The 18596-nt window shown below is 73.5% G+C and carries 16 protein-coding genes; 7 read left to right on the top strand and 9 right to left on the bottom strand.

Features of this window, described 5'->3' with window-relative positions:
- Positions 1–54: 54 nt before the first annotated feature.
- The 4 genes from ACZ60J_RS16065 to ACZ60J_RS16050 all read right to left on the bottom strand — a co-directional run bounded on the left by ACZ60J_RS16065 (position 55) and on the right by ACZ60J_RS16050 (position 3909).
- Positions 55–903, bottom strand: coding sequence for a polysaccharide deacetylase family protein (locus tag ACZ60J_RS16065; RefSeq protein WP_469682336.1), 849 nt, complete (start codon positions 901–903; stop codon positions 55–57).
- A 99-nt stretch (positions 904–1002) separates the two neighbouring features.
- Positions 1003–1605: a GerMN domain-containing protein gene (locus tag ACZ60J_RS16060; protein ID WP_469682335.1), complete on the bottom strand. Its 603-nt coding sequence runs from the start codon at positions 1603–1605 to the stop codon at positions 1003–1005.
- Entirely contained in the window at positions 1602–3146 is a 1545-nt protein-coding gene (locus ACZ60J_RS16055; RefSeq protein WP_469682333.1) for a sensor histidine kinase, read from the bottom strand. The genes ACZ60J_RS16060 and ACZ60J_RS16055 overlap by 4 nt, the downstream gene beginning before the upstream one ends.
- 58 nt (positions 3147–3204) lie before the next feature.
- The gene (locus tag ACZ60J_RS16050) at positions 3205–3909 is read right to left on the bottom strand and encodes a response regulator transcription factor (RefSeq protein ID WP_469682331.1); all 705 of its coding nucleotides are present in this window, start codon (positions 3907–3909) and stop codon (positions 3205–3207) included.
- Positions 3910–4140: 231 nt separating this feature from the next.
- Between ACZ60J_RS16050 and ACZ60J_RS16045 the strand changes: the two genes are divergently transcribed.
- The 3 genes from ACZ60J_RS16045 (at position 4141) to ACZ60J_RS16035 (ending at position 7649) form a co-directional block, all read left to right on the top strand.
- Positions 4141–5013, top strand: a complete 873-nt coding sequence (locus ACZ60J_RS16045) for an SGNH/GDSL hydrolase family protein (RefSeq protein WP_469682329.1) — start codon at positions 4141–4143, stop codon at positions 5011–5013.
- Between the two features lies 1 nt (position 5014).
- Positions 5015–6307 carry an acyltransferase family protein gene (locus ACZ60J_RS16040; protein ID WP_469682328.1) on the top strand — a complete coding sequence of 431 codons (1293 nt, stop codon included), beginning with the start codon at positions 5015–5017 and terminating at the stop codon, positions 6305–6307.
- Between the two features lie 373 nt (positions 6308–6680).
- Positions 6681–7649, top strand: a complete 969-nt coding sequence (locus tag ACZ60J_RS16035) for an endonuclease/exonuclease/phosphatase family protein (protein WP_469682326.1) — start codon at positions 6681–6683, stop codon at positions 7647–7649.
- A gap of 44 nt (positions 7650–7693) precedes the next feature.
- On the opposite strand, the gene ACZ60J_RS16030 is transcribed toward ACZ60J_RS16035, so the two are convergent.
- Positions 7694–8959, bottom strand: a complete 1266-nt coding sequence (locus ACZ60J_RS16030; RefSeq protein ID WP_469682324.1) for a carboxylate-amine ligase — start codon at positions 8957–8959, stop codon at positions 7694–7696.
- Positions 8960–9240: 281 nt separating this feature from the next.
- Here ACZ60J_RS16030 and ACZ60J_RS16025 point away from each other — a divergent pair, with 281 nt between their 5' ends.
- On the top strand, positions 9241–10512 hold the full coding sequence (locus ACZ60J_RS16025; protein WP_469682323.1) for an MFS transporter: 1272 nt from the start codon (positions 9241–9243) through the stop codon (positions 10510–10512).
- A gap of 77 nt (positions 10513–10589) precedes the next feature.
- Here the strand turns inward: ACZ60J_RS16025 and ACZ60J_RS16020 are convergent, their stop codons facing one another.
- On the bottom strand, positions 10590–10988 hold the full coding sequence (locus ACZ60J_RS16020) for a cupin domain-containing protein (protein ID WP_469682321.1): 399 nt from the start codon (positions 10986–10988) through the stop codon (positions 10590–10592).
- A 48-nt stretch (positions 10989–11036) separates the two neighbouring features.
- On the opposite strand from ACZ60J_RS16020, the gene ACZ60J_RS16015 reads away from it, so the two are divergent.
- Entirely contained in the window at positions 11037–11876 is an 840-nt protein-coding gene (locus ACZ60J_RS16015) for a helix-turn-helix domain-containing protein (RefSeq protein WP_469682319.1), read from the top strand.
- Between the two features lie 138 nt (positions 11877–12014).
- A complete protein-coding gene (locus ACZ60J_RS16010; protein WP_469682318.1) occupies positions 12015–13148 on the top strand; it encodes an esterase-like activity of phytase family protein in 1134 nt (377 codons plus the stop codon).
- On the opposite strand, the gene ACZ60J_RS16005 is transcribed toward ACZ60J_RS16010, so the two are convergent.
- From ACZ60J_RS16005 to ACZ60J_RS15995, 3 genes are all read right to left on the bottom strand, one after another.
- Positions 13145–14503: a carboxyl transferase domain-containing protein gene (locus ACZ60J_RS16005; RefSeq protein WP_469682316.1), complete on the bottom strand. Its 1359-nt coding sequence runs from the start codon at positions 14501–14503 to the stop codon at positions 13145–13147. The genes ACZ60J_RS16010 and ACZ60J_RS16005 overlap by 4 nt on opposite strands.
- Positions 14504–14886: 383 nt before the next feature.
- Positions 14887–16506, bottom strand: coding sequence for a sensor histidine kinase (locus ACZ60J_RS16000; protein ID WP_469682314.1), 1620 nt, complete (start codon positions 16504–16506; stop codon positions 14887–14889).
- A complete protein-coding gene (locus ACZ60J_RS15995; RefSeq protein ID WP_469682312.1) occupies positions 16503–17540 on the bottom strand; it encodes a rod shape-determining protein in 1038 nt (345 codons plus the stop codon). Before ACZ60J_RS15995 ends, ACZ60J_RS16000 begins: the two co-directional genes overlap by 4 nt.
- Positions 17541–17782: 242 nt before the next feature.
- Here ACZ60J_RS15995 and ACZ60J_RS15990 point away from each other — a divergent pair, with 242 nt between their 5' ends.
- Positions 17783–18595 carry an esterase/lipase family protein gene (locus ACZ60J_RS15990; RefSeq protein WP_469682310.1) on the top strand — a complete coding sequence of 271 codons (813 nt, stop codon included), beginning with the start codon at positions 17783–17785 and terminating at the stop codon, positions 18593–18595.
- Position 18596 lies beyond the last annotated feature (1 nt).

Raw genomic sequence — 18596 nt, 5'->3', positions numbered from 1 at the left:
GCCTCGATGAACGGATGCACGTGCGCCGGCGGCCCCGGAGAGCTCCGGTCCGCCTCACGCCTCGGGAAATCCGAAGGCGTACCCCTGTTCCTTGAGCCAGGGCAGGAGCTCTTCGAGGGCCGCATAGGTCTGTTCGCGGTTCCCGCCGCCGTCGTGCATGAGGATGGTCTGGTGCCCGGCCTGCACGCCGGCCTTGACGTTGTCGACGATGCTCTGGACACCGGGGAGCTTGTAGTCGCCGGGGTCGATGCGCCAGCCGAGCGGGCGCATGCCCTGCTCCGCGGCGTACTGGCGGCTCTCGGGGGTGAACGCGCCGCCGGGGGCTCGGTAGTACAGAGGGGCGATGCCGCCGGAGGCCTTGACGATCTGCTGGCGGGCGTCCTCGATTTCCTTGATCTGGTAGGCGACGGGCTTCTTGTCCATCGCGGTGTCGTGGCTGACGGTGTGGTCGCACAGGCGGTGGCCCGCGGAAACGACCTGCTTGACGACCTCGGGGTGGGCGGCGGCGTTCGGGCCGACCATGCAGAAGACGGCCTTCACGTCGTTCTGCCGCAGCAGTTCGAGCATCTTGGGGGTCCAGGTGGGGTCCGGACCGTCGTCGAGGGTGATGTTGACGGCCTTGCCCTTGGTCTCCGACGCACGCGATATCTCGGAGTTCACTGTGCCGGCCGAGGCTTGCGCGACATCGCCGCTCCGGTCCGGCGCGGGACGCGAACCGGAGCCGAACAAGGCCGGTCCGGCGAAGGCGGCGACGGTGGCGACCGTCACCGCGACGGCCGCGCTCACGACCAGAGGACGGATGCGACGGCGCGCGGGGCGCGGGACCGTCGGGAGCGGGGGCCGCGGAGCCGTGTTCGGGGCTGAGGTCTTGAGTTCGGCTGAGGTCTTGAGTTCGTCGGTCATGGGAGACAGCGAACCAGGGCAAAAACGGCCAATCCCGGTTCGTCATCTCCCCGTCATGGAGCGGGGGCGGGCTCATCACGACAGAGGTGAAGGCAACGCTTACGGAGCGGCCCCGAACGCCGGTACCACCACGGACTGGGGGCCGCAGCGCACGGGGAACGGCGCCCCCCGCGTCTCGGGGCCTCCCGCGCTGTTCTCGTGGACCCGGACGACGACCTTGTCGGGCGGGACGTCGCCGATGTTCTTGGTGTGCGCGAGGGTGCAGACCATCTGGCTCAGTGCGACGTTGTCCAGCTCCCCGGCCGAGATGGTCAGGGGTACGTAGAGGTCCACGCCGCCACTGATCGCGAACGCGCTCGCCTGGCGGGGCTGGAGCGGAACGCGGTTGGTCAGGCCGCGCTCGCGCTCGCTCTCGGTGGGCCCCTCGAGGAGCAGGTTGAGGGCTTGCTGGGGGGTGGTGGCGCCGTTGGCCGGCCGGGAGACCTGACGGACCCCGTACGGGCTGGCGAAGTAGAGCTTTACGGTCTTGGTCTCCGACGGCCGTTGGGGTACTCCGGTCGCGGGGCCGCCCGCACGGACCGGCCCGGTGGAGCTGATGCCGCAGCCCGTCAGGACGAGGAGCGAAGCGGCCGCGGCGGCAGCGGACGGTGCGCCGTACATGCGCGCGGTGCGGAGGGCTCGTCGAGCCCGGCGGGCGGTCAAGGTGCCTGCTCCGTTCCGGGACGCGCGGTGTCGGCATCCGCGTCGGCCAGTGGCAGGGTCAGGGTGAACACCGCACCCCCGCCGGCCCCGTGGGTGTTGGCGGCGGTGAGGGTGCCGCCGTGCAGGTGGACGTTCTCGGCGGCGATGGAGAGCCCGAGGCCGCTGCCGTCGGAGCGGGGGCGGGCGGAGTCGGCCTTGAAGAAGCGGTCGAAGACGTGCGGCAGCGCGGCCTCCGGGATGCCGGGCCCGGTGTCGGTGACGGTGAGCACGGCGGCGGCGTGCCGCGGGCAGGTACGGCCGTGCACGGTGACCGGGGGACGGCCGTGGTGCAGTGCGTTGCCGACGAGGTTGGCGAGGACGACGTCGATGCGGCGGGTGTCGATCCGTACGGGGAGCGGTTCGGGCAGGTCGATCAGGATCCTCGGGTCCTGCGCCCAGCCGCGCAGCCGCAGGGTGGTGGCGAGCGCGGTGCGCAGGTCGGTTTCCTCGGCGTGCAGTTCGGCGCGTCCGGAGTCGAACCGGGCGACTTCCATCAGGTCCTCCACGGTGCGTGCCAGGCGCCGGGTCTCGGTGGCGACCAGGGTGGCGGCGTCGGCGGTGTCGGGCGGCAGGATGCCGGAGGCGGCGTCCTCGTCGAGGACGTCGGTGACGGCCGTCATGGCGGCGAGCGGGGTGCGCAGTTCGTGTGCGACGTCGGCGGCGAACCGGCGGGCGTTCTCCTCCAGGCGGCGCAGCTCCGCGTCATCGTGCTGGAGTTTGCCGGCCATGGTGTTGAAGGTGGCGGTGAGCTGGGCGAGTTCGTCGTTGCCGGTGACGTCGAGGCGGGTGTCGAGGTGCCCTGCCGCGACGCGTCGGGCGCCGTGGTGCAGTTGCCGTACGGGCAGCAGGACCCGGCGGGCGGCCAGCAGGGCGGGGACGAGGGCGAGCGCCAGGGCCGGGAGGATGCCGGCTTCGGCGGCCGTGACCAGTGCGGAGATGTCCGAGGCTTCCTTGCCGAGGGGGAACACGGCGAAGACCCGCAGCCCGGTCGGCTGCGGGGGGCGGCCCTCCGCGGTGGCCGCCAGGGGGACCCCGATGGCCAGCCAGGGTCTGCCGCCGAAGTCGAAGCGCTGGTAGGCGGAGTCGGTGCCCGTGCGCAGCTCGTCGGCGAGGGCGTCGGGCACTCCGGGCGTGGGCGGAGCGGGCCGCCCGGGGGTGGAAGCGCCGGGTGCCGGGGTGGGAACGGCCGCCACGGGGGGCTCGGCGCCCTGTACGGCGGTGGTGGTCCAGCCGCGCGAGCCGCCCGCCAGGTCCAGCTGGAAGGTGAGGGTCCGCAGATCGGCGGTCGTGGGAGGCATCGGTAGATCCGGGGCGAGCGAGGTCAGCTGGGTCCGCAGGTCTCCTACGGCGGCGCTCTGCGTGCGGTCCAGCGTGGAGGCTCGTGCTGCGCGGAAGGTGAGCACCGCGGTCAGCAGGGAGCCGAAGGCCGTGGCGAGGAGGAAGGCCACGATCAGGCGGCCGCGCAGCCCTCCGGCCCAGGCCGTGCGTCGATGGCGGTTCACCGGCCGGCCCCTCGTGCGAAGGTCCTGCCGGTGGGTCGGCCTGCCCGGTCGAAGCGGCTCACAGCGGCCCGAAGCGGTAGCCGAAGCCCCGCACGGTCTGGATCATGACGGGCCGGCGGGGGTCGTCCTCGATGCGGCTGCGGAGCCGCAGGACGCAGGCGTCGACGAGGCGGACGTCGCCGTGGAAGGTGTACTCCCAGACGAGTTCGAGGAGTTGCTGGCGGGAGTAGACCTGGCCGGGGCTGTTGGTGAGGAAGAGCAGGAGCTTCAGCTCGGCGGGTGCGAGGGGGAGCTCGGCGCCGTTCTTGAACACCATCAGGGCCGGGCGGTCGATGGTCAGGGGCCCGTGCACCTCCGGACCGGGCGGCCGGGGCGCGGCGGGCTCCTCCTCCGGACCGGCCGGGGCGACCCGGCGCAGCACCGCACGCATGCGGGCCTCCAGGAGCGCCCCGCTGGCCGGCTTGACGAGGTAGTCGTCGGCCCCGGCCTCCAGGCCCACGATCATGTCGAGCTCCTCGCCGCGGGCGGAGAGGATGATGATCGGGACGCGGGAGACGGCGCGGATCCGCTGGCACACCTCCAGGCCGCTGATCCCGGGCAGCATCAGGTCCAGGAGCACGAGGTCCGGCGCGAAGTCGTCCAGTGCGAGCAGGCCGTCCTCGCCCGTGGGTGCGGCCTCGGCCTCGTGCCCCAGCCGGTGCAGCGCGAGCATGACGCCCCTGCGGACCGCGGGGTCGTCTTCGATGAGCAGAACGCGAGCCATGAAACCTTCCCGGCATTTCGGACAGACAAGGCAGTCTGTCCGATCTCTCGCGGAAAGGATGTGACGGGACGATGACGGTTCCCACGCGTCACGCACGAGGCGCCTCGTCGGCGGCCTCGACCGGGCGCACCCGACGGCTCCACCCCCTCCCCATGATGAATCCACCCGTGATCCATGACGGGAGGATGACGAACGCCGGATCCGCCCGAACCACCTGTTTTCGTGATCGGCATGAACACCACCGAACACGCCCACCGCATCCGGCCCACTCGCTCCGCGAACCCGCTGCGGCGTGCGGTCGTCCTTTCGGCCGCAGCGCTGGCCGCGACCCTTTCCCTCACCGCGTGCGGATCGCAGCCGAAGTCCGGAGCCTCGGACGACGCCGGAGGAACCGAGCAGCAGCAGTCGGGGTCCGCCACCGACGCGTCCACCTCCACCGGCGAGGGCGGCCTGAAGAAGCCCGCGAAGATGCTGTGGATGGGCGACTCCATCGCCGTCGGCGAGGCCCTCCCCGTGACCGCCGCCCTGAAGGCCTCCGGCATCACGGTCACCTCCATGGCCGCGGACGGCGGAGGCGGCATCCTCGGGCCGAAGCCGATCACCGACTCCACCTGGGCGGAACTCGACAAGCAGCTCAAGGAGGTCCGCCCCGACACGGTCGCCTACCAGATCACCACCTACGACTGGGGCAGCGCGCAGGAGCAGCAGCAGGCCTACGAGAAGCTCATCGGCACCGTCAAGGCGGCGGGCGCGCACCTGGTGCTGGTCACCGCGCCGCCCTTCGACACCGACGACGAGTTCTACGCGAAGAAGAAGGCCGACATCGCCTCGGCCCCGCAGGCCGCCAAGGCCGCGGTGGCGGCGCACTCCTCCGACGCCTCCTTCCTCGACGCCTCCGCGCTCTGGGGCACCGACTACAAGGATCCGAAGGCGATGCGCTCCGCCGACAAGACCCACTCCTGCCAGCAGGGGAGCGCGAAGTTCGCCCAGTGGTTCACCACCGAGCTCGGCAAGCTGGCAGGTTTCACCCCCGGCGACGCCAAGGACTGGGCCAACGGCGACTGGACCAAGTCCAAGGTGTTCGCCGAACTGAACTGCTCCTGACGTGCCCGCCACACCGTCGGCGCAGACCGCGCCCGCGCCCCCGCCGCCGTCCCCCGCCGGGCGTACCGCCCCGCCCTCACACCGCCGCACGGCGCCCCGCCGCCGGTCCCACATCCCACCCCTGGACGGCCTGCGCGGCCTGGCCGTCCTCGGGGTCGTCCTCTTCCACCTCGGCTGCTTCCCCGGCGGCTTCCTCGGCGTCGACCTGTTCTTCGTCCTCTCCGGCTTCCTCATCACCGGCCTCCTGCTGCGCGAGGCCGCGGAGAACGACGGCCGGATCGACCTGGCGGCCTTCTGGGGCCGCCGGGCCCGCCGGCTGATGCCCGCACTGGCGGCGATCCTGGCCGCGACGATGATCGTGACCACGCTGCTGGGCAGCCCGGCCATGGTCCTCTTCGCCCACCAGGACGCCCCCTGGGTGGTGGCCAACCTCGCCAACTGGCACTTCGTCTCCGAACAGGTCGGCTACTTCCAGGCCACCCCCACCCGCGTGCTCACCCACATGTGGAGCATCGCCGTGGAGGAACAGTTCTACGTCCTGTGGCCGCCGGTGGTCCTGCTCCTGATGCGAGCGCGCCGGGGCGCCCCCGGCCCCCGCGCCCTGGCCGCCCTCGCCCTCCTCGGCGCCCTGGCCTCCGCCGCGCTGATGGCCCTCCTCCTCAACCCGGCCGACACCACCCGGGTCTACGAGGGCACCGACACCCGCGCCTTCGCCCTGCTGCTCGGCGCCCTCGCGGCCACCCCGGCCGTACGGACCCGCGTGGCACGGCTGTCCGGACCGGCGGCGGGCCGCCTGGCGCTGGTCCCGGCGGGACTGCTGGCCACCGCATGGGCGGTGTCCTCCGGCACCGGGCAGACCTTCCTCTTCCAGGGCGGGCTGTTCCTGCACTCGGCGGCGGCGGCCTGGCTCATGGCCCTGCTCGCGCACGCCCCCGCGAGCCCCCTGGGGCGGGTCCTGGGCTGCCGCCCGCTGACCGTGCTGGGCGGCCTCTCGTACAGCCTCTACCTGTGCCACTGGCCGTTGATCCTGCTGCTCGACCACGCCGGACCCCAACTGCCCGGCTGGGCCCGGCCGCTGGTCCTCGGCGGTACGGCTCTGGCCCTCGCTGTGGCCTCCAAGGTCCTCGTGGAGGACCCCGTCCGCCACCGCGCCCGCTGGGCCCACGGCCGCCGCGGCATCGCCGCCGCCGCGGCCACCCTGGCGGCGCTCGCCGCCCTGTGGCTGGCCCTCCCCCTGGCCGCCCCGGCCGCCCCGGGCCCGGCCGTGGACGTCACGCAGCTGGCGGGCCCGTAGCCGAACCATCTCCTGCCGTTGGCGGCCGGCGACCCACCGCTACGGCCCCCTGGAACGGGGCCGGCGGAACGAGCGAGACGCCCCTCTCCTTCGTCCCGGCACCGGCACGACCTGTTCCGCATTCCGTGAGTTGGCGTCCGGTTAACGGAGCGTCTGCCAACGGACCCAAGACTCCCGGTGGGCGCCGGACCGCACTCCGGTGTTCCGTACATGGCACGTCGTGGAGGTTGCAGTGGTTGGGCGTCGTAAGGTCCTGGGAATGCTGGGCGCGGGTGTCGGGGCGGGAATCGTGGCGTTGGGGGCGGGTACGGCCTCGGCGGCCGAGGTCGAGGCGGAGCGAGGCGGCCCTCGCCGAACCCGGACGCTGAAGGTCATGCAGTTCAACATCTGGCTCGGCGGCGCCCGGGTGGCCGGCGGCCGCGCCGGGATCGCGGACACCGTCGCCGCGGTCCGCCCGGACGTCGTGATGCTCAGCGAGTCCAGCCCGGACCGGGTCGCGAACCTGCTCGCCGACCTCGCGGAGCGCGGGCTGGTCTACTACGGGAACTCCGCCCCCGGCGACGCCGCGGTGATCTCCCTCCACCCGGTCGTGGCGCACGAGTCGTACCCGTACTGGTCCAAGGCGGTCGTCTCCGTGGACGGGACGGAAATAGCCGCGTACTCCGGGCACCTGGAGTACCGCTACTACGTCAACTACCTGCCCCGCGGGTACGGCGGCGGCACGCCCGCGCCGCTGGAGACCTCCGAGTACGGATGGGACGAGATCCCCGCCGGCCCCATCACCGACACCGCGCTCATCAACCGCCTGAACGCGGCCTCGGGGCGCACCCAGGTCACCAGGACGGTCCTGGCCGACGCCGAACGGGAGCGCAAGCGGGGCCGGCTGACCCTGCTGGCCGGCGACTTCAACGAGCCCTCCCACCTCGACTGGACCCGCCGCACCCGCCACCTCTACGACCACAACGGCACGGTGATCGAGTGGTCGACCACCAAGGCCTTCGAGAAGGCCGGCTTCCGCGACAGCTACCGCGAGGTCCACCCCGACCCGGTCACCAGCCCCGGTTTCACCTGGCCCAGCGACAACCCGGGCGCGGACGTCTCCGAGCTGACCTGGGCGCCGAAGGCCGACGAACGCGACCGCATCGACTTCGTCTTCTACCACCCGGACCGCCGCATCCGCCTGCAGGACAGCGTGATCGTCGGCCCCGCCACCTCGATCGTGCGCAACGAGCGGGTACGGGAGAACGGCCGGGACACCTTCGTGGAGCCGACCTGGACCTGGCCCACCGACCACAAGGCCGTCCTGAGCACCTTCCGCCTGGACACCCGACGCCAGGACTGAGCCGGACCGCGCCGGGCGGGCACCCCGATGGGGCCCTCATCGGGTCAGGCGGCCTCCGTCTCGTCCACCAGGTGGTGCAGGACGTCCTTCAGGTCGCCGCGGCGGGCGAAGGCGGTGCGCTGGCGGTGGGCGCCCGAGCCGTCGCGCAGGAGGCCGGCCATGGTTCTCGACGCGTGGTCGAGGTCGCCGGACGCGGACAGTTCGGGGGCCACCAGGTCGAGCAGGGCCTCCGCCAGGTCCGCCGCCGGGAGTTCCACGCCCGTGTAGGGGTCCAGCCCGAAGCCCTCCAGGCCGTCGTGGGCCGCCCGCCAGCGCGCGAGGCGCAGTACGTCGTCCCGTACGGGCGGATCCGGCCGCTGCTCGGCGATCTCGCGCAGGGCCGTCGCGACGAGGGCGCGGGCCAGTTCGGCCTGGAGGATGGCCGAGTCGATGTCCGGGGACATGTCGGGTGCCCGGAGTTCGAGCGTCGGCCAGTTCCCCGAGGGCCGGAGGTCCCAGTAGACCATCTTGGTGTCGAGGGCCGCCCCGGAGCCGAGCAGGGTCTGCACGGAGCGCCGGAAGTGGGCCGTCGAGGTGTGGTGCGGGGGCAGGCCCGCCGAGGGCCAGCCCGCCCAGGCCATCGCCCGCCAGCTGGCGTGGCCGGTGTCGCGGCCGCCCCAGAAGGGGGAATTGGCCGCCAGCGCGATCAGCGTGGGCAGCCAGGGCCGGATCCGGTTGGAGACGGCCACCGCCGTGTCCACGTCGAGGGTGCCGATGTGGACGTGCCGGCCGCAGCTGACGAGGGTGTCGGTGAGCGCGCCGAAGCGCCGGGCCTGCTCGCGCTGGCGCGGCTCGTCGTCGGTCAGGTGGAGGGGGCCATCCAGGGCGACCACCGGCGAGGGCGCGGCCAGCAGCCGGCAGCCGTGGGCGCGGGCGGCCCGCGCGAGGGTGCGCCGCAGGCCGGCGAGCTCGCCGCGCAGGATCGCGGCCGAGTCGGCGACGGGGGTGGAGATCTCCACCTGGTAGCGGGTGCCCTCGGGGTGCAGTTCGTGGGGGAGTCCCGCGGCGGTGGACAGGACGAGCGGGGCGGCCGGGACCACCCGCAGGGTGCGGGCGTCGACGAGGAGGAACTCCTCCTCGACCCCCAGGGTGAGGGGGAAGACCGGACCGGTCGCGCGCGGTCCCTGCGCCTTCGGTCCCGTTGCGCCTTTTGCCGTGCGGCCCGATGGCGTGGTGCCCGATGGCGTCGTGCCTGAGGGCGTGGTTCCCGATGCCGCGGTGCCCGATGTCGTGGTGCCGGTGCTCGTGGTGCTGGTGCCAGGTTCGATCACTGCGCCTCCCTGGACATACGAGTCTTTTCATCATGAGCTGAACTTCCGGCGAGGAGCGCACGTCTATTCGGTCAAATGTCCGGTGATAGTGGCGAGTTAGCGGCAAGGAATGCGCCGCGGCGGGGCGCGGGTTCCGGGTGGGGTGAATGGTGTCCGTGCGGGAAATGCGGAGTCCGCCCGAGCGGCCTTCGGGCGGGCCCTGAGCGGCCTCCCGCCGCGCTTCGAGCGGGCTCCGGCCGGGGAGCGCCGGGTCCCGAACGGGGGCGGGCTTATCATCCGATGTGACTCGTACGACTGTTCCGCCCACATCCACCCGCCCCCGACGCCGCATATGGGCCGATCCCACGCCGCTGAAGACCTCGCCGGACTTCCGCAGGCTGTGGTTCGGCGGAACCGTCTCCTCGCTGGGCCAGGCGATGACCGCCCTGGCCATCTCCCTCCAGGTCTACGAGATCACCGGCTCCAGCCTCTCCGTCGGACTCGTCGGGCTCTGCTCGCTCGTCCCGCTGGTCACCTTCGGGCTCTACGGCGGGGCCATCGCCGACACCGTCGACCGGCGCAAGCTCGGCCTCGTCAGTGCGCTCGGCCTGGCCGTCCTCTCCTTCGCCCTGGCCGGCGCCGCGCTCCTGGACTACCACCGGGTCTGGCTGCTGTACTCCGTGGTCGCGCTCCAGTCCCTCTGCGGAGCCCTCAACGCGCCCGCCCGGTCCGCGATGATCCCGCGGCTCCTGCCCGTGGAGCAGCTGCCCGCCGCCAACGCGCTGAACTCCATGACCTGGACCTTCGGGATGACGGCCGGCCCGGCACTGGGCGGGGTCATCGTCGGCTGGTGGGGCTACCAGGCCGCCTACCTGGTCGACGCCCTCACCTTCGGCGCCGCCCTCTACGCGATGTGGCGGCTGCCGCCGATGAAGCCCGAGGGGTCCGGTGAACGCAGGGGGCGGGCTTCCGTCCTCGACGGCCTGCGCTTCCTGGGGACGCGGCCGAACATCCGGATGACCTTCTTCTCCGACCTGGCCGCCATGGTGCTGGCCCAGCCGAAGGCGCTGTTCCCGGCCGTCGCCGTGCTCTGGTACGGCGGCGACGCCAAGACGGTCGGGCTGCTCGTGGCCGCCCCGGCCGTCGGGGCGTTCCTCGGGGGGCTGCTCTCCGGCTGGCAGGGGCGGATCCAGCGGCACGGGGTGGCGATCCTGCTCTCCGTCGCCGCGTGGGGCCTGGCCATCGCCGTGTTCGGGCTGACCCGGGACCTCTGGCTCGGGCTGCTCTTCCTGGCCCTGGCCGGATGCGCCGACAGCATCTCGATGGTGTTCCGCACCACCATGCTCCAGGCCGCGACCCCGGACGAGATGCGGGGCCGCCTGCAGGGCGTCTTCGTCGTGGTCGTCGCCGGCGGGCCCCGGCTCGGGGACTTCCTCGCCGGCGCCACCGCCGAGCTCACCTCCCCGACCGTCGCGATCACCGGCGGCGGGCTCGCCTGCGTCCTCGTCCTGGCGCTGCTGGCCGCCCGGTGGCGCGGCTTCGCCCGGTACGACGCACGGACACCTCAGGCCTGAGGGGTCCCGGGGCGGGTGCCTCCTGCCGCGGCGGGAGGACGCCCACCACGGGGCCCGCCCCGGGACGGCAGACCGCCCTACGCGTCCACCGGCTCGCGCGTGCGGTCGCTGAGCTCCCCGCCGGTGTTGGCGGTGCCGGTGGGCTCGAACAGCAGGATCGCCGTCTCCCCGTCGGCCTGCGGGCAGTGCTCCACCCCGCGGGGGACCACGTAGATCTCCCCGGGGTTCAGTACGACGTCCCCGGCGCGCAGCCGGATCGTCAGGGTGCCGCTGACGACGAGGAAGAGCTCGTCGGTGTCCTCGTGGGTGTGCCAGATGAACTCGCCCTGGACCTTCGCGATCTTGACCTCGTAGTCGTTGACCCGGGCGATCCGGTGCGGCGCCCACTGCTCGGTGAAACCGGCCAGCTTCTCCGCGATGTTCACCACGGCCGCCGTGGGCCGAGCGTTCTCGTACGTGCTCTCGGATGTCGTCATGCGGACAGGCTGCCGGGGTGCGGGCGGGAGATCTTGTACGTTCCTGACATGTCAGCCGCGATACGTCCGCCGCACCGCACGGTCTCGGCCTGGCAGCCGCCGGTGCCGGGCATCGCCGAGGTGTTCCACGCCCGGTTCACCGACCACGCCTACCCCGCACACGTCCACGACACGTGGACGCTGATGATCCTCGACGGCGGCCGCGTCGACTTCGGGCTCGACCGCGAACGGCACGGCGTGGGCGGCTCGGACACGGTGGCCCTGCTGCCGCCCGGGGTGGTGCACGACGGGCGGACCGTCACCGAGACGGGCTTCCGCAAGCGGGTGCTGTACCTCGACGCGACCGTGCTCCCGGAGTCGCTGACCGGGGCCGCCGTCGACGCACCGCTGCTGCTCGACGCCGCCCTGCGGGACCGCGTGCACGGACTGCACCGCGCGCTGGGCGCCCGGGAACTGCCGGCCGGCGCGGTCGAGCGGCTGGAGGCGCAGTCGCGGCTCGCCTTCGTCCAGGAGCGGCTGCGCACGTGGCTGGAGGGGCGCCCGATGGTCCCGTACGGGGCTCCGCGCCCGGATACGGCCGTACGACTGCGCGAGCTCCTCGATGCGCGGGTCCTCGGCGGGATCACCCTGGAGGAGGCTTCCGCGCTTCTGGGACACACCCATCCCACCCACCTGATCCGCAGCTTCCGGCAGGCGTTCGGGCTCCCTCCGCACGCCTACCTCACCGGGCTGCGGGTCGCGAAGGCGCGGCGGCTGCTGCTCGCGGGGATGCGGCCGGCCGAGGCCGCCGTGGCGGCGGGCTTCTACGACCAGGCGCACCTGACACGGCACTTCGGGCGGCACGTGGGGATCAGCCCGGCACGGTTCGCGCGATCCGGCCGCAGGTGAAGGGAAGTTGGCGGTTTCGTTGCCGTCGCGTTGCCGGGTCTTCCGTTTTCTTTCGATTCGCCATATGACAGTTAGGAAGTAACGCCCCCCCCCGCACCCGCCTCGCAACTCCCCGTCCGATCCAGGAGGAAGGCCTTCATGCGCCTTCGTACGCTCGTCACCACCGCCGTGGCCACCGCCGCACTCTCCGGAGCTCTCGTTCCGCAGGCCCTCGCCGCGCCCACGGCCCCCGGAGCGCCTAAGGGGGACCGTTCCTGCTCGCCGTACCTCTCGGTCGCCGGCTACTCGGACTCCCTCGACAAGGCCCTCCTCGACGGGAAGCCGGTCGGCGGGCTCTCCGGCCTCGCGGTGGACCGGGACGGCACGATCGCCGCGATCTCCGACAAGTCGGCCCTGTACAAGCTCAAGGTGGGCCGCGGCGACACCCCGACGGCGACGGCCGCCGCCCGGCTGCCGCTGACCGACGGCGCGGGCAGGATCCTCGACTCCGAGGGGATCGCCGTCGACCGAGACGGCACCTACCTGGTGACGGATGAGAACGCTCCGGCGATCCGGCGGTACTCCCGCACCGGTGAGGTGCTGGGCACGCTGCCGATCCCGGGCGCCTTCAAGCTCGCGCCCGAGGGCCGGGCCACCGTGAACCAGACCTTCGAGTCCCTGACCCTGCTGCCCGGCGGGCACACCCTGGTCGCCGGCGTCGAGGGCGTGCTGGCCGGAGACGGCAAGGACGCGCAGGGGCGGACCCTCCAGCGGATCCAGACCTGGGAACGCCGCGGCCGGGACGGCGGGTTCGTCCTCGGGCGGCAGTACGCGTACCCGGTGGACGCCGGACACGGGCTGGTGGAGCTCGCGCCGACGCGCGACGGCCGGCTGATCGTGCTGGAGCGCGGCTTCACGCAGCAGTTCAAGATCACCGTGCGGCTGTACGTCGCCGACCCGCTGGGCGCCACCGACACCTCGAAGGTGGCGGCGCTGGAGGAGGGCCCGGGACTGCGGACCGCACGCAAGACGCCGATCGGCGACCTCGACGGCTGCCCGACGCTGGGCGCGCCGTCCAAGCTGCCGCAGAACCACCCCCTGGTCGACAACGTCGAGGGCATGGTGGTCACGGATGACGGCGGGCACGACGGGCACGGCCGGTCCGGCCGTGTGCGGCTGCTGCTGACCAGCGACGACAACGAGCTCCCGCAGCAGATCACCCGGCTGTACCGGCTGGACGTGAAGCTCCCGGCACGGAGCTGGGCCCGGCAAGACCCGAAAGCGACTGCCTAGGTCCCGTCGGTGGACTTCGCGGGGGAGACGATGCCGCGGGCGACGCCCAGGGCGACCAGGTCCTGGGGGCGGACGCGCAGTTGGTCCGCCGTCGCCGGGGCCGACTCCGCGGGGCGCTTGAGGATGGCCGCCGCCAGTTCGGGGGCGATCACCGAGAAGTAGCTGTCCGGGGTGACCCAGGTGTTGCCGGGCGCCGCCAGGGCGAGCGCGCCGCCCGAGCCGCCCTCGCCGATGAGCAGGGTGGTGACGGGGACCGTGGCCGAGGCGAGCGCCGCGAAGGCGTCGGCGATGGCGGCGCCCGCGCCCGCGTGCTCGGCGGCGGCGTCGTTGGCCGCGCCGGGGGTGTCCACCAGGGTGAGCACCGGGATCCCGAGCCGGTCCGCGAGCCGGACGACGCGGGCCGCCGTACGGTACCCGGCCGGGCGGGTCGCCGTGCCGCACTGGGCGGCGTAGGCCACGGCCCGGCCCTCCCGGAGCCCGAACCCGCACAGCATCCCGGGGTCGGTGCCGCCCGCCCGGTCGCCGGAGAGGTGGAGGCGGAGCTCGAAGTAGGCGTCCAGGTACTGCTCCGCGCGCGGCCGCCCGGGGTGCCGGGCCTGCCGGACGGCGTCCCATCCCGTGGCCGGCAGCTCTACGTCGGCCAGCGCGGCGGGGGGTTCCACCGGCTCGGCGGAGCGCGGCGCGGCCAGCACCCGGAGCCAGGCCGCCAGGGTCGCGGGGAGGTGCAGGGCGGGGACGAGGGCGTCCACGTGCCCGGCGGCGTACTGCCCCTCGGCGGTGTAGGCGGCCGGATCCGCGTCCGGCGGCCGCACCCGGGACCCGGCGAACCCGACCTGCGCCCCGGGCAGCGCGAGGATCACGTCGGCCCCCGCTCCGAGGGTGGCCCAGCCGCCGCCGGTCGTGGGGTCGCGCAGGACGGCGATCTGCGGGAGGCCGGCGGTGCGGGTGAGGGCGGACTGGCGGGCCACGCGCTGCAGTTGGGTCAGCGCGAGCATGCCCTCCTGCATGCGGGAGCCGCCGGTGGCGATGAGGGAGACCAGGGGGAGGCGGTGGGTGCGGGCGTGGGTGTAGGCCGCCTCCAGCCGGTCGCCGGTGCGGTGGCCGAGGGAGCCGCCGAGGAAGCCGAACTCGAAGGCGATCACGGTGGCTTCGCGGCCGCCGATGCGGGCGGTGCCGGTGATGACGGACTCGTCCTCGCCGGTGCGTGCGGTGGCGCGGGCGCGGGAGTCGTCGTAGCCGGCCCAGCCGAGGGGGCCGTCGGGGGCGGAGTCCCCTGGCGGGGCGGGGAGTTCGGTGAAGGTGCCGGGGTCGGTGGCGGAGGTGATGGCGGCGCGGGCCGAGGGGCGGGTCGTCACGCCGCCAGCGTACGGCCGCCGGCTGGTGCGAAGCTCGCGTGGCGCCCGACCGCTCCCTGCGGGGCCGTCCCCGACCCGCCCTTCCCCCGTTCCCCGGGCTGCGCCCGGACCCTTGCAACGTGCGGCGCCGTCGCCAGGGGCCAGCCCCCGGACCCCCGCTCCTCAAACGCCGGAGGGGCTGGATTTCGCCCGGCGGGGCCGGATGGTGCCGGAGGCGGCTGGATTGCCCGCAGGGCAATGTCAGCCGCGCCGGCGTTTGAGGCGCGGGGTCTGGGGCGGAGCCCCAGGAGGGGTCCGGGCGCAGCCCGGGGAACGGTGGAAGGGCGGGTAGGGGACTTCGCCCCGCGGGGCACGGCTCCGCAGGGCACGCGAGCGGCGCAGTGTCAGAGGGGGGCTTCCCAGGTCAGGGTGGTGCCCCGGGTGCCCGATTCCGTGCGGCCGTCGTCGGAGACGGTGAGACGGACCCGGGAGGGGACCGCGTCGACCTCGACTTCGATGGAGGTGACCTCCGCCCGCCGGTGCGCCGCGGCCAGCGCCCCCCGCAGCGCGGCGAGGAGGTCGCCCGCGACGGGGTCGGGGAGCAGCGCGTCCACCGTGCCCGCGAAGTGCACCGACGGCTGGAAGCCCAGCAGGACCGCCGCCCCGCCGGTCTCCCGCAGGACCCGGCCCCGGAAGGTGGTCGGGGCGTCCGTCGGCGGCTGCTGGAGGGCGAAGATGGCCGTGCGGACCTCCTGGATGGTGGAGTCGAGCTCGTCCACCGCGCGGCCCAGCTCCTCGCCGACCGTGTCCCCGGCGGGAGACTTGGCGGAGCGCCGCCGCGTGCTCTCCAGCATCATCTCGGTCGCGAACAGCCGCTGGACCACCAGGTCGTGGAGGTCGCGGGCGATGCGGTCCCGGTCCTCGTAGACGGCCAGCTGCTCGCGGTCGTGCTGCGCGTCCGCCAGGACCAGGGCCAGGGCGGCCTGGGAGGCGAACTGCGAGGCCAGCAGCCGGTCGACCGCGTCGTAGGCGGGACCGCCGCGGACCCGGGGCAGGGCGAGCGTGCCGATGAGCTGGCCGCCGCTCTGCAGGGGCAGCATCATGCTGGGGCCGAAGCGCTCCCGTACGTGGGTGGTCATCCGGGGGTCCGTCGCCGAGTCCTCTATGAACACCGGCTCCCCGCCCAGGAGCTGTTCGAGGACCGCCGAGCCCGGGGCGATGGCCGTGCCCACCAGGTCTCCGGGGTCCCCCTGCGTGGAGGCGGCCACGATCTCCATGCCGCCCTCGGGGGTCGGCTGGAGGACGACCCCGGCCGCGGCGTCGGCCAGCAGCCTGGCCCGTTCGGCGACGCACATCAGCGCGTCCGCGGCCGGCCGGCCCGCCAGCAGGGTGGTGGTCACGGCGGCGGCGCCCTCGATCCAGCGCTCCCGGCGGCGCGCGGTCTCGTACAGCCGGGCGTTGCCGATCGCTATCCCCGCCTGCGAGGCCAGGACGCGCACGAGCGCGAGGTCCTCGTCCGTGAACGGGCCGCCGCCCTGCTTGTCGGTGAGGTAGAGGTTGCCGAAGACCTCGGTGTGGACCCGGATGGGGACGCCGAGGAAGCCCTTCATCGGGGGGTGCCCCGGCGGGAATCCCGCCGCGCGGGGGTCCTGGCCCAGGTCCTCCAGCACGAGCGGGCGCGGATCGGTGATCAGGGCGCCGAGCAGGCCGGAACGGCCGTCCGGGAGGTGGGGGATCGCAGCCCTCTCGGCCTCGGTCATGCCGGAGGTGAACAGCTCGGTCAGCCGGGCGCGCTCGGGGTCGACGACCCCGAGCGCTCCGTAGCGTGCCGCGCACAGTTCGGTCGCCGAGTCCACGATGTGCTGGAGGGTGTTGCGCAGTTCGAGTTCGGAACCGACGCTGAGGACCGCCTCCAGGAGGACGGGCAGGCTCGCGGCCTGGCGGGCGGCGATGCCCGTCCCGTCCTCGGGTGGCGGAGCGGAGGACGGGGTCGAGGGCGGAGTGGGGGACTCGGCGCGCGTCATTCGGCCAGGGGGTTCAGAACCATCGGGGCGATCTTCCCTTCGAGCATCATGCCGAGGCCCAGTACCGCGCAGACGTCCGGGCGTTCCGCGATGACCACGGGCATCCCGGTGGCATCGCGGAGCATCTGGTCGAGGCCCGGCAGCAGGGCGCTGCCACCCACCATCATGATCCCTCGGTCGGTCAGATCGGCCACCAGGTCCGGCGGGCAGTCGCGCAGCACCTTGCCGATGCCGTCGAGCACGGCGGTCAGCGGGGTGTGGATGGCGTCCCGGACGGCCGCGGTGTCCACCTGCACGGAGCGGGCGAGGCCTGTGGCCACGTCGCGGCCGTGGATGAGGGTGGAGGTCGGTCCGCCGGCGGTGATGCCGTTGCCGTGCAGGGCCAGTTGGAGCGGGCGGACGGCCTGGCTGGGCAGCATCAGCTCGTGCGCGTGGCGCAGGTGCTGCACGACGGCGTGGTCGATGGCCTCGCCGCCGACGGGGATCCGTACGGCGGTGACGATGGAGCCGAGGGAGAGGACGGCGACCTGCGTTGCGGCGGCCCCGCACACCATGATCATCGTCGCGGTCGGCTGCTCCACGGGCAGTCCGCAGCCGACGGCCGCCGCGATCAGGGTGTCGACGAGTTCGACGCGCCGGGCGCCGAGCCCGACCATGGTCTCCACCGCCGCGCGCTGGGCGAGCGGGTCGGCGTCGTGCGGGGTGCAGGCGGCGGCCCGCAGCCGGGGCTTGCGGCGCAGGGCGCGCCGCAGCTTCTCGCCGAGGAGGTGGCGCAGCATGCGCTGGGCCATCTCGATGTCGACGACGGTGCCGCCGGAGACGGGGCGGACGACCCTGATGTAGTCGGGCGTGCGGCCGGTCATCCGCTCGGCGAAGGTGCCGACGGCGATGAGTGCGCCGGTCCGCGTGTTCACGGCGGCGACGCTCGGCTCGTCCACGACCAGGCCGAGGCCCTTGACGTAGACGCGGGTCCTGGCCGCTCCGAGGTCGACGGCCACGTGGCAGCGGCGCAACTGCTCAAGACTTACGGTCACGGCAGATCCTCCCGAGAGCACTGACGCAAGAAGACCGGCGGGCGCCGGTCACACTTCGTATCTTCTCGGGTGAATTACCCGTATTGCCCGATTTGATGCTCCGGGTGGGGGGTGTCTTGAGATACGGAAGGGTCACGAGAGGTGCCGGTGGGTGCTGCACGGGGGTGGAATTCTGCGACGCCAGGCGCGACCATGCCCGCACCGATCGTGCTACTCGTGCGTAACAAGGTAAAGGGGACTCGATGCTGACGGTCCGCCAGCGACTGCTCGCGCTGCTGACGCTCTGCCTGACGCTGCTCGCGGCGCCCGCGCTCCCGGCCCAGGCCGCCGACGGGCATCGGGGCGCTTCGCCCTCCGGCGCCATCTGGGGGACGGCCCCCGCGGGCGCCATCTGGGGAACGGCGCCCGCCGGTGCCATCTGGGGAACGGCACCCGCCGCCGTGCGCTCCGGATCGGCCGGTGCGCGCAATCCGGTGGTCTTCGTGCACGGCTACAACGCCGACCCCGGCGTCTGGGGCTCCCTGCGCGAGGACCTGCGCGCCGACGGATACGCCGACTCCGAGCTCTTCTCCTTCGGCTACGACACCCACCAGTCGGTCAACGAGGTCCTCTCCGGACGGCTCGCCGCCTACGTGGCCGAGGTGCGCCGGCAGACCGGCGCCGCCCGGGTGGACCTCGTCGCGCACTCCTTCGGCTCGCTGGTCACCCGCTGGTACGTGAAGTTCGGCGGCGGCGGCTCCTCCGTCGACCGCTGGGTCTCCCTCGCCGGCCCCAACCGCGGCACCTCCACCGCCTGGGCCTGCGCCCTGTGGGACCAGGCCTGCCGGGACATGACCCCCGGCTCCTACGTGGTGAAGAACCTGAACTCCGGTGACGAGACCCCCGGCACGGTGCGGTACGCCACCTTCTGGTCGAACTGCGACGAGGTCATCAACCCCGACGACAGCGTCCCGCTCACCGGGGCGGCCAACACCCCGGTCGGCTGCCTCAAGCACAACGACCTGCTCGGGGACGACCCCACCTCGGCGGGCGTACGGGCCTTCCTGCGCTCCTGAT

The sequence above is a fragment of the Streptomyces sp. NPDC104226 genome, assembly GCF_055584085.1.
Note: the sequence above shows the minus strand (reverse complement) of the source record. Positions and strands in the feature narration are given on the sequence as shown.